8 protein-coding genes are annotated in these 12378 nt (G+C 53.8%); all 8 read right to left on the bottom strand.

Translation table 11 applies throughout. From position 1 onward, the window contains the following. Nucleotides 1-22 precede the first annotated feature (22 nt). The 8 genes from rpsG to rplK all read right to left on the bottom strand — a co-directional run bounded on the left by rpsG (nt 23) and on the right by rplK (nt 12267). The gene (rpsG, locus tag B6A39_RS00890; RefSeq protein ID WP_009098975.1) at nt 23-493 is read right to left on the bottom strand and encodes a 30S ribosomal protein S7; all 471 of its coding nucleotides are present in this window, start codon (nt 491-493) and stop codon (nt 23-25) included. A 141-nt stretch (nt 494-634) separates the two neighbouring features. After that, a complete protein-coding gene (gene rpsL / locus B6A39_RS00885; RefSeq protein WP_009098973.1) occupies nt 635-1009 on the bottom strand; it encodes a 30S ribosomal protein S12 in 375 nt (124 codons plus the stop codon). A gap of 198 nt (nt 1010-1207) precedes the next feature. Further along, a complete protein-coding gene (gene rpoC / locus B6A39_RS00880; RefSeq protein WP_083000452.1) occupies nt 1208-5422 on the bottom strand; it encodes a DNA-directed RNA polymerase subunit beta' in 4215 nt (1404 codons plus the stop codon). A gap of 10 nt (nt 5423-5432) precedes the next feature. Beyond that, a complete protein-coding gene (gene rpoB, locus B6A39_RS00875) occupies nt 5433-9509 on the bottom strand; it encodes a DNA-directed RNA polymerase subunit beta (protein ID WP_083000450.1) in 4077 nt (1358 codons plus the stop codon). A 351-nt stretch (nt 9510-9860) separates the two neighbouring features. Then, entirely contained in the window at nt 9861-10232 is a 372-nt protein-coding gene (gene rplL / locus B6A39_RS00870) for a 50S ribosomal protein L7/L12 (RefSeq protein ID WP_030074215.1), read from the bottom strand. 112 nt (nt 10233-10344) lie between these two features. Next, nucleotides 10345-10848, bottom strand: coding sequence for a 50S ribosomal protein L10 (gene rplJ / locus B6A39_RS00865; RefSeq protein ID WP_009723910.1), 504 nt, complete (start codon nt 10846-10848; stop codon nt 10345-10347). A gap of 292 nt (nt 10849-11140) precedes the next feature. Further along, complete coding sequence (rplA, locus tag B6A39_RS00860; RefSeq protein WP_030074217.1) at nt 11141-11833, bottom strand: 50S ribosomal protein L1; 693 nt, start codon at nt 11831-11833, stop codon at nt 11141-11143. 2 nt (nt 11834-11835) lie between these two features. Further along, a complete protein-coding gene (gene rplK, locus B6A39_RS00855) occupies nt 11836-12267 on the bottom strand; it encodes a 50S ribosomal protein L11 (protein ID WP_009098963.1) in 432 nt (143 codons plus the stop codon). Between the last annotated feature and the right edge of the window lie 111 nt (nt 12268-12378).

Genomic DNA, 12378 nt, shown 5'->3' with positions numbered 1-12378 from the left:
CACAAACTCAGAAACGCCGAGTTTAGAAACGATAGTGAGAGAAGGCCTTGTTGGCTTCTGCCATACGGTGCACATCTTCACGCTTCTTAACAGCCGAGCCTTTGCCTTCAGCGGCATCCAGCATCTCACCTGCCAGGCGCTGAACCATCGTTTTTTCACCGCGGCGACGCGCAGCGTCCACCAACCAGCGCATTGCTAAGGCTTGGCGACGCGAAGGACGAACTTCGACCGGCACCTGATAGGTCGCACCACCAACACGGCGCGACTTTACTTCGACCATCGGCTGGATGGTTTCCAGCGCTTTGTCGAAGATTTCCAGCGGCTCTTCATTACTACGCTCGGCAACCTTGTCCAACGCACCGTAGACGATGCGCTCAGCTATGGACTTCTTGCCGCTGACCATCAGGTGGTTCATGAACTTCGCCAGACGCTCACTTCCGAACTTAGGATCCGGCAGGATTTCGCGTTTAGCTACAACTCTTCTTCTAGGCATGATAAGCCCTCAATTAAGGATCCTTCAGGTAAACCCGGGACCAATTGCGCTATTAGCGCCGCCCGACCTTACTCTTATCAGACCGTCATATTCATATTAAGGTAACAACGCAAGCGCCCCAAGACGCTGCAACAAGACGCCTTAGGACTTCGGACGCTTGGTACCGTACTTAGAACGACCCTGCTTACGGTTCTGTACGCCGGAGGTGTCAAGTGCGCCACGAACAGTGTGATAACGCACACCTGGCAAATCCTTTACACGGCCGCCGCGAATCAGAACAACAGAGTGCTCTTGCAGGTTGTGACCTTCACCACCGATGTAAGAAGACACTTCGAAACCGTTGGTAAGGCGCACACGGCAAACCTTACGCAAGGCCGAGTTCGGCTTCTTAGGGGTAGTAGTATAAACGCGCGTACAAACGCCACGCTTTTGCGGGCATGCCTGTAGCGCAGGTACGTCACTCTTAGTGACGGGGCGCTTGCGCGGCTTGCGCACTAGCTGATTAATCGTTGCCATGGTGTTTAGCTGACTCCAATGGTTGCCTAGCCTTTCAACAAATACGGGCAGCGGATGCGGGCGCACCCACCCCACTGTTAAAGGCTGCGCATTCTAAAGGCTGACCCTAGGTGGCGTCAAGTCTTGCTGGCGGTTTAACCAGCAAGACTGCACCATAAGGGCCAGCGACTCGTTGTTACTCGTTTTCCTTACCGTCGATTACAGCTCATCATCTGAATCAAGGGCGGTTAACTGAGCACCAAGCTCCTGTTCAACTTCGGTAGCCGATGGATTGAACAGACGCTCAACGTCTTCGCGCTTGCGACGACGCTCTGCGTGGTGAGTCAGACCGGTACCTGCCGGAATCAGACGTCCAACCACCACGTTTTCTTTCAGGCCGCGCAGATAATCGCGCTTGCCGGTTACCGCTGCCTCGGTCAGTACACGTGTCGTTTCCTGGAACGACGCCGCTGAAATGAACGACTCAGTGGCCAAGCTGGCCTTAGTGATACCCAGCAGCAAGCGTTGATACTTGGCCGGGAATTTACCTTCTTTCTCGAGACGCGCATTCTGTTCTAGCACGCGGACGAGTTCAGCTTGATCGCCAGTAATAAAGTCAGAGTCGCCTGAATCAGAGATCTCTACCTTACGCAGCATCTGGCGAACAATGACTTCGATATGCTTATCGTTGATGCCTACACCCTGGAGGCGGTATACATCTTGCACTTCGGCGGTGATGTATTTGGCCAGTTCCGCCACGCCCAATAACCGCAGGATATCGTGGGGGTTGCTCGGACCATCCGAGATTACTTCACCCTTCTCAACGGTTTCACCCTCGAAGACAGCGATTTGACGCCATTTCGGGATCAACGCTTCAAACGGATCGCCAGATTCCGGCGTAATCGTCAAACGACGCTTACCTTTTGTCTCTTTGCCAAAGCTGATAACACCACTGATTTCCGCCAAGATCGACGACTCTTTCGGCTTGCGCGCCTCAAACAAGTCGGCAACACGCGGCAGACCACCGGTAATATCTTTGTTACCAGACGCCTCTACCGGAATACGTGCAACAACCTCACCTACACCAATGGTAGAGCCATCATCGACGGAGATAATCGAGTTGCCCGGCAGCAGGTACTGTACCGGCGTATTCGATCCAGACACCGACACGTACTCGCCAGCAGCATCTTTCAGCATCACCATCGGGCGCTTATCGCGGCCTGCCATCGGACGGGCTGCCGACTCGATAACCTCAATAGACGACAGACCAGTCATTTCGTCGACGCTACGGTGCATGGTGACACCTTCGTCAAGGTCGATAAACTGCGCCTTACCTTCTACTTCGGCAATGATCGGGTGAGTGTGCGGATCCCACTTCGCGACAATCGCACCGCCATCAACGACATCACCGTCACGAACAGACAGCTCGGCACCGTAAGGTAGCTTGTAGTACTCACGCTCGCGGCCATGGTCATCAGCAACAGCAAGTGCACTGGAACGAGAGACAACGACCAACTTGCCGTCGGCCCGCTCTACATGCTTGATGTTGTGGAGACGCACTTTACCGCCATGCTTGACCTGAACGCTGTCGACTGCCGATGAACGCGATGCCGCACCACCGATGTGGAACGTACGCATGGTCAGCTGGGTACCCGGCTCACCGATGGACTGTGCGGCGATAACACCGACAGACTCACCAATGTTGACCTGATGGCCGCGCGCCAAGTCACGCCCGTAACAGGAGGCACACACGCCGTGGGCAGTGTCACAAGTAATGGTAGAACGAACAATAATCTCGTCGACACCCATGGTGTCTAGCGATGCACACCATTTTTCGTCCAGCAATGTGCCGCGCGGAATAAGCACTTCATCATTACTTGGATCAATAACATCAATCGCAACGACACGACCAAGTACACGCTGAGACAGCGGTACAATGATGTCGCCACCCTCGATGATCGGGTGCAGGGTCAGGCCGTTTTCGGTGCCACAGTCGGTCTCAGTGATGACCAAGTCCTGGGCAACGTCAACTAGACGACGGGTCAGGTAACCGGAGTTAGCCGTTTTCAGAGCCGTATCCGCAAGACCTTTACGAGCACCGTGGGTCGAGATGAAGTACTGGAGTACGTTCAGACCTTCACGGAAGTTGGCGACGATCGGCGTTTCGATGATCGAGCCATCCGGCTTAGCCATCAAACCACGCATACCCGCCAGCTGGCGGATCTGGGCGGCAGAACCACGCGCACCAGAGTCAGCCATGATAAAGACGCTGTTGAACGAGTCTTGCTCAACTTCGTTGCCTTCACGATCGATAACGGTCTCTTTAGAGATACCCACCATCATCGCTTTGGCAACTTTATCGTTGGCCTTCGACCAGATATCGATAACCTTGTTGTACTTCTCACCGGCGGTTACCAGGCCAGAAGAGAACTGATCTTCGATCTCTTTAACTTCGGCTTCTGCAGCGTCAACAATCTCGGTTTTCGCATCAGGAATAACGAAGTCGTTAACACCGATAGAGGCGCCCGACCACGTTGCCAAACGGAAACCGGTGTACATCAATTGGTCAGCGAAGATAACCGTCGGCTTCAAGCCCGCACGACGGTACACCTCATTGATCAAGCTAGAGATCGCCTTTTTCTTCATCGGCTGATCGATTAGCGAGAACGGCACACCTTCCGGCAGAATGCGGAACAGTAGCGCACGGCCAACCGTCGTGTCGTAGATGCGGCGATGGAAACTACGCTCGCCGGTCTCTTCTTCGACATCGACTTCGTCCAGACGCACTTTCACGCGAGCGTGCAGCGATACTGACTGAGTACCAAAGGCGCGCTCTACCTCATTAAGGTCAGAGAACACCATGCCTTCGCCCTTGGCGTTGATCTTTTCGCGGGTCATGTAATACAGACCCAGAACAACGTCTTGCGACGGCACGATAATCGGCTCGCCGTTGGCGGGCGACAGCACGTTATTGGTGGCCATCATCAGCGCACGCGCTTCAAGCTGGGCTTCCAGGGTCAGCGGTACGTGTACCGCCATCTGGTCACCGTCAAAGTCGGCGTTGTAGGCGGCACATACCAGCGGGTGCAGCTGGATCGCTTTACCTTCGATCAACAGCGGCTCAAACGCTTGGATACCAAGACGGTGGAGCGTCGGTGCGCGGTTAAGCAGTACCGGGTGCTCGCGGATAACATCGGCAAGGATGTCCCACACCTCAGGCAATTCACGCTCAACCATCTTCTTCGCTGCTTTGATCGTTGAGGCGTAGCCCAACGACTGCAGCTTGGAGTAGATAAACGGCTTGAACAGCTCCAGTGCCATTTTCTTCGGCAAGCCACACTGGTGCAGACGCAAGGTCGGCCCCACGGTGATAACCGAACGGCCAGAGTAGTCAACACGCTTACCTAGCAAGTTCTGACGGAAACGACCCTGCTTACCTTTGATCATATCGGCAAGGGATTTCAGCGGACGCTTGTTAGAACCTGTAATGGCACGACCACGACGGCCGTTATCCAACAGCGCATCCACCGCCTCCTGCAGCATACGCTTCTCGTTGCGCACGATAATATCCGGCGCATTAAGATCAAGCAGACGCTTCAGGCGGTTGTTACGGTTGATGACGCGACGGTAAAGGTCGTTCAGATCTGAAGTCGCGAAGCGGCCGCCGTCCAGCGGTACCAACGGACGAAGATCCGGCGGCAGCACAGGCAGCACTTCCATGACCATCCACGCCGGCGCGTTGCCGGAGTGGTAGAACGCTTCAAGTAGCTTCAAGCGCTTTGAAAGCTTCTTAATCTTAGTTTCAGAGTTAGTCTGCGGAATCTCTTCACGCAGGTGATTAATCTCTTCTTCCAGATCAATATCTTTCAGCAGTTCTTGGACAGCTTCGGCACCCATGCGGGCGTCGAAGTCATCACCGAACTCTTCTAGCGCTTCAAAGTACTGCTCATCGTTGAGTAACTGACCACGCTCCAGCGTAGTCATACCGGGATCGATGACGACAAAGCTTTCGAAGTACAGCACGCGCTCGATATCACGCAGGGTCATATCGAGGAACATGCCGATACGGGACGGCAGTGACTTCAAAAACCAAATGTGAGCAACTGGCGATGCCAGCTCAATGTGGCCCATCCGCTCACGGCGCACGGCAGCCTTGGTGACTTCGACGCCACACTTCTCACAGATGATGCCGCGGTGCTTCATGCGCTTATACTTACCGCACAAACACTCGTAGTCTTTGACTGGGCCGAAAATCTTGGCGCAGAACAGACCATCCCGCTCCGGTTTAAAGGTACGGTAGTTGATGGTCTCGGGCTTCTTCACCTCGCCAAACGACCAGGAGCGAATCATGTCCGGCGACGCCAGGGTAATCTTGATCGCGTCAAACTCTTCGGACTGAGATTGCGATTTGAGTACTTTCACCAAATCTTTCATGGGACGGCTCCTAGCTCTCTAACTCGATATCGATGCCCAGCGAGCGGATTTCCTTCACGAGTACGTTGAAGGATTCCGGCATGCCTGCCTGCATGGTGTGGTCGCCATCCACGATGTTTTTATACATCTTGGTGCGGCCTTCGACGTCGTCCGACTTGACGGTGAGCATCTCTTGCAGCGTATACGCGGCACCGTAAGCTTCCAGCGCCCACACTTCCATCTCACCAAAGCGCTGACCACCGAACTGCGCCTTACCACCCAGCGGCTGCTGAGTCACTAGCGAGTAAGAACCGGTAGAGCGCGCGTGCATCTTGTCGTCTACCAAGTGGTTCAGCTTGAGCATATACATGTAGCCAACGGTCACCGAGCGGTCAAACGCATCGCCAGTACGGCCATCGTACAGCGTCATCTGGCCAGACTCAGGAATGTCAGCAAGCTTCAGCAGGTGTTTGATCTCATGCTCTTTAGCACCATCGAACACCGGCGTTGCCATAGGCACACCGCCTTTGAGGTTTTTCGCTAGTGCAATGATTTCTTCATCGCTTAACGAATCGATATCCTCAACACGGGTTCCCGGCGTGTTATATATCTGGCCCAGGAAGTCGCGAATTTCAGCAACTTGCTGACCACGGGCATCACGCAACATCGCGTCGATTTTGACACCCAAACCACGGGCAGCCATACCCAAGTGTGTTTCCAAAATCTGACCGACGTTCATCCGCGACGGTACACCCAGCGGGTTCAACACCACATCAACCGGCTCGCCCTTCTCATCGAACGGCATATCTTCGATGGGCATGATTGCCGAGATAACACCTTTGTTACCGTGACGACCAGCCATCTTGTCGCCGGGCTGAATGCGACGCTTAACCGCCATGTAAACCTTGACGATTTTAAGCACGCCCGGTGCGAGATCATCGCCCTGGGTCAGCTTGCGCTTCTTATCTTCAAAGCGCTCGTCCATCTCTTTACGACGGTTTTCGAGCTGCTCATCAGCCTGGGCCAACAGTTCGTTGTAAGCCTCATCCTGCATGCGCAGCTTGAACCACTGCTGACGCGGTAGCTCGTCGAGGTAAGCCTCGTCAAGTACATCGCCTTTCTTCAGATTCGGGCCGCCATTAACAGCCTGACCTTCCAACGTGCGTTTCAGGCGCTCAAAGGTAGCGTCTTCAGCGATACGATAGGTTTCCTGAAGATCTTTACGCACTTCGTCCAGCTGCATCTGTTCGATAGCAAGCGCACGAGAGTCTTTTTCAACGCCGTCACGGGTAAATACCTGGACGTCGATGACGGTACCCTTCATGCCGGTCGGCGCGCGCAGCGAGGTATCTTTAACGTCAGATGCTTTCTCACCGAAGATAGCACGCAGCAGTTTCTCTTCCGGCGTCAGCTGGGTTTCACCTTTCGGTGTTACCTTACCGACCAGGATATCGCCGGGGCCAACTTCAGCACCGATGTAAACAACACCCGCTTCGTCCAACTTACCCAGCGCGGACTCACCAACGTTAGGAATATCGGCGGTGATCTCTTCCGGCCCTAACTTGGTATCGCGAGATACGCAGGTCAGTTCCTGAATATGAATCGTGGTAAAGCGGTCTTCTTGAACCACCCGCTCAGACAGCAGGATAGAGTCCTCAAAGTTATAACCATTCCAGGGCATGAACGCGATGCGCATGTTCTGGCCTAGCGCCAAATCACCCATATCAACAGACGGGCCGTCGGCAAGAATATCGCCACGAGCTACGTTGTCACCAGGCCGCACAATGGGGCGCTGATTCATACAGGTGTTCTGGTTTGAACGGGTGTACTTGGTCAGGTTGTAGATATCAACACCGGCTTCACCGCCGATGATCTCATCTTCATGTACCCGTACCACGACACGACGTGCGTCAACGGAGTCGATCACACCACCACGACGTGCGACGGCACAAACACCGGAGTCACGTGCAACGAAGCGCTCCATACCAGTACCCACTAGCGGCTTGTCAGCGCGCAAGGTCGGTACCGCCTGACGCTGCATGTTCGCCCCCATCAAGGCGCGGTTAGCATCATCGTGCTCCAGGAACGGAATCAGTGCGGCCGCTACCGAAACAACCTGACGCGGTGAAACGTCCATTAGCGTCACTTGCTCAGGACGCATAAACGTGGTTTCACCACGATGACGCACCTGAACCAAGTCGTCACTCAGCCTGTTGGACTCATCCACAGTAGCTGACGCCTGGGCAATAACGAAATCACCCTCTTCGATCGCCGACAGGTGAACGATATCGTCAGTCACTTGACAGGAATTAACCTTACGGTACGGCGTTTCGAGGAAGCCGTAGCTGTTGGTGTGACTGTATGTCGCCAACGAGTTGATCAGACCGATGTTCGGGCCTTCCGGCGTTTCGATCGGACACAAGCGACCGTAGTGCGTGGCATGTACGTCGCGCACTTCGAAACCGGCACGCTCACGGGTCAAACCACCTGGGCCGAGTGCAGACACACGACGCTTGTGGGTAACCTCGGAAAGCGGGTTGTTCTGATCCATAAACTGAGATAACTGGCTAGAACCGAAGAACTCTTTCACCGCTGCCGCCACCGGCTTAGCGTTGATCAGATCCTGCGGCATCAGGCCTTCGCTTTCCGCCATGGAAAGACGTTCTTTCACTGCACGCTCTACGCGAACCAAGCCAACGCGGAACTGGTTTTCAGCCATTTCACCAACACAGCGAATACGGCGGTTGCCCAGGTGATCGATATCATCAACGTCGCCAAAGCCGTTACGGATATTGATCAGCTCACGCAGAACATCGAGGATGTCTTTGCGATCCAGTACGCCAGAGCCCGTGTCGGTATCACGACGCAGACGGCGGTTAAACTTCATACGACCAACGCCTGACAGGTCGTAGCGATCTTCGCTGAAGAACAGGTTATTAAATAGCGTCTCAGCAGCTTCTTTGGTGGGCGGCTCACCAGGGCGCATCATGCGATAAATTTCGACCAACGCTTCAAGCGCGGAGCCTGTGGCATCCAGTTTAAGCGTATCGGAAATAAACGAACCACAGTCGAGATCATTCGTGTAGAGCGTTTCGATGTGGGTGATGCCACCCTGAGCCATACGCTCAAGTACTTCTGGCGTAATTTCGGTATTACACGGACAGATCAGCTCGCCAGTTTTAGTATCGATCTGATCTTTGGCCAACGTTTTACCAAACAGGTACTCCATCGGTATTTCCAGTCGCTCTAGGCCAGCTTTTTCAAGCTGACGGATGTGCTTCTGGGTAATACGACGCCCTTCTTCAACAATGACATTACCTTCGCCATCTTTAATGTCGAAAGTAGCTGTTTCACCGCGCAGGCGTGACGGTACCAGCTCTACGAAGAAGCCAGTTTTTTCAATACTAAATTTGCTGGTCTCGAAAAACTCTTCAAGGATCTCTTCGGTGCTCATTCCCAGGGCACGCATCAACACCGACGCTGGAAGCTTCCGGCGACGGTCAATACGTACAAAGACGTTGTCTTTAGGATCGAACTCGAAGTCCAGCCAGGAACCACGATAAGGAATCACTCGGGCAGAATAGAGCAGCTTACCAGAGGAGTGACTCTTGCCTTTATCGTGATCGAAGAACACACCGGGCGAACGGTGGAGCTGAGAAACGATAACCCGCTCAGTACCATTGATGACAAAGGTACCATTCTCGGTCATCAGGGGGATTTCCCCCATGTAGACTTCCTGCTCTTTAATATCCTTGATTGCCTTGTTCGAGGAGTCGCGATCATAGATGATCAAGCGAACCTTGACACGCAGCGGGGCGGAATAGGTCACGCCACGCAGCTGACACTCCTTTACATCGAACGCCGGCGTGCCGAAACGGTAGCTGACATACTCCAGCGCCGCATTCCCAGAGAAGCTTTCAATCGGAAACACGGACTTGAACGCCGCGTGCAGACCAATCTCGTGGCGCTCGTCGGGCGAACGATCCTGCTGGAGAAAGTCGTAGTAGGAATCAAGCTGGATGGCCAGCAAGTAAGGCACATCCATCACTTGGGGCAGTTTGCCGAAATCCTTGCGGATGCGTTTTTTCTCAGTATATGAGTAAGCCATCTGTATTCCCCAGCTTGTTCACCATGGGTGACCGATGCGTGGTCATCTGCCCCGCGGGCGTTTCAGACGCAGACAGCAAGCTCCTAAATCGGTAGCTCGCCGTCAAAAATCTTGATAGATAACAGTGTTACAGTAGTGCTGCTAGCGCTTCGTTATCACTCGCGCTTCACAACTTACGCTTCACAACTTACGCTTCACAACAACGGTCTTACTGTTTTGCTGCTTCTTACCGCAGCCTTTCTGCTGCAATGCTGCCGAGCAACATGATACAACAGAAAAAGGCCGGCAGCGGGATAAGCCCGCCGCCAGCCGTGGAAGCTTACGCAGCGCGTAAAGCCGTCAGCACAAGAATTACTTGAGCTCGACGCTTGCGCCCGCTTCTTCCAGCTTGGTCTTAGCTGCTTCAGCGTCTTCTTTAGACATTGCTTCTTTGATGGTAGCCGGCGCGCCATCAACTGCACCTTTGGCTTCTTTCAGGCCAAGACCAGTGATTTCACGAACTGCTTTGATGACGTTAACTTTCTTGTCACCAGCAGAGGTCAGTACCAGATCAAATTCAGTCTGTTCTTCAGCAGCTGCTTCGCCGCCTGCAGCCGGGCCAGCCATTACGGCTGCTGCTGCAGAAACGCCGAATTTCTCTTCCATTGCTTCGATCAGCTCGACAACTTCCATTACGGACATGTCGGCTACAGCATTGATGATATCGTCTTTGGTCAGTGCCATTGTCTCATTCCTAACTTTGCGGGAGCCTCGGTCTACCGAGTGCTCAGGATTCATTGCATGGTCCAAGCAGCGCTCTGCTTATGCAGCGCAGACTGCTTGCAAAAAGGCCTGCTTATGCAGCTTCTTCTTGCTTCTGGTCGCGCAGGGCGGCCAGAGTACGAACCAGCTTGCCAGCGGAGGCTTCTTTCATTACCGACATCAACTTAGCAATTGCTTCGTCGTAAGTCGGTAGGGTTGCCAGACGATCGATGTCAGCAGCCGGAATCAGCTCACCTTCGTAGGCCAGCGCCTTCACTTCGAAGTTCTGATCTTGCTTCGCAAACTCTTTGAACAAACGAGCGGCAGCGCCCGGGTGCTCAGTAGAGAAAGCCAGCAGAGTAGGACCAACAAAGCTCTCGTTCAGGCACTCCCACTGAGTACCTTCGAGGGCGCGGCGTGCCAGAGTGTTGCGAACAACACGCAGCTGGACGCCATTCTCACGCGCTTGCTTACGCAGGTCGGTCATTTTACCGACTGTAACGCCGCGAGAATCGGCAACTACGACGGAGAGTGCGCCCTTGGCCGCTTCACTGACCTCGGCAACAATCGCTTTCTTGCCTTCAAGTGCTAGTGGCACAGTGATCACTCCTTCGTGCCGGAACCCACAACAGGCCCCGGTGGTTACCATCTCTTCCAGCGAAAACAACGCTGGAAGCCTTAGGGGATGGTGCTCACCAGAAAGCGGTTTGGCTAAAAACCTCAACCAACTGGCGGCCACACCATCTGCGCAGGCGCCTTTAGGGCGATTAAGCCGCACTCTTAAAAGGTGCGGCACCTGCGGTCTTTGACGGTGCCCTGCCTGGCTTACGCATTAACAGGGGACCGCAAAGTTCTTGCTCGGTTCTAACAAAAAACGTACAACTACCTGCTTATACCAACGCAGAATGGTCGATAGTCAAACCTGGACCCATGGTAGTGGACAGGGTGACTTTCTTAAAGTAGATACCTTTAGAAGAGCTCGGCTTGAGCCTCTTAAGGTCAGCGACCAACGCTTCCAGGTTACCCAGAACAGCAGAGGCTTCAAAATCAGCCTTACCCAATGTTGTATGGATAATGCCATTTTTGTCTGTACGGAAACGCACCTGGCCTGCCTTAGCATTTTTAACCGCCGTGGCAACGTCAGGTGTAACGGTGCCAACTTTCGGGTTAGGCATCAGGCCGCGTGGACCAAGAATCTGACCCAACTGACCGACAACACGCATAGCATCTGGAGAAGCAATCACGACGTCAAAATCCATTACGCCTTTTTTGACTTGCTCAGCCAAATCTTCCATACCTACGATGTCAGCGCCTGCTTCTTTAGCAGCATCGGCATTAGCACCCTGGGTGAAAACCGCCACGCGTACGTCTTTGCCAGTACCGTTAGGCATGACAGTAGCACCACGTACAACTTGGTCAGATTTACGCGGATCAACACCAAGGTTGATCGCCACATCCAAGGACTCTTTGAATTTAACAGTGGACAGCTCAGCGAGCAGCGCAACCGCTTCTTCAAGAGAGTAAGCTTTGTTCGGGTCTACTTTCTCGCGAATAACTTTCGCGCGCTTAGTTAGTTTAGCCATGATCAGAGACCCTCCACATTTAGGCCCATGCTACGAGCGCTGCCAGCGATGGTGCGCACCGCGGCATCGAGATCAGAAGCCGTCATATCTGGCTCTTTCGTTTTAGCGATCTCTTCAAGCTGCTCACGCGTCACGGTACCAACCTTCTTCTTGTTCGGCTCACCAGAACCGGACTTGATGCCCGCTGCTTTTTTCAGCAGTACGGCAGCAGGTGGCGTCTTGGTGACGAACGTGAAGCTACGGTCAGAGTAAACGGTGATCACGACAGGCGTCGGCAGACCAGGCTCAATCTCTTGAGTAGCCGCGTTGAACGCCTTACAGAATTCCATGATGTTCACGCCGTGCTGACCCAGCGCAGGGCCGACGGGCGGACTAGGATTGGCTTTACCTGCAGCAACCTGCAGTTTGATATAAGCCTGTACTTTCTTGGCCATGATAATTACTCCAGTTGGGTGATAGCGCCTTACGGCTCCCCGGTACATATAAAGCAGCGCTTAGCTGCTTCACATAATGCAGGGATGGCATGCAATGCACGCCACCCCGCC

This window comes from Halomonas sp. GT (assembly GCF_002082565.1).
In the GTDB taxonomy this organism is placed as follows: domain Bacteria; phylum Pseudomonadota; class Gammaproteobacteria; order Pseudomonadales; family Halomonadaceae; genus Vreelandella.
The sequence above is the reverse complement of the archived record's forward strand: the minus strand, read 5'-3'. Positions and strand labels throughout refer to the sequence as shown.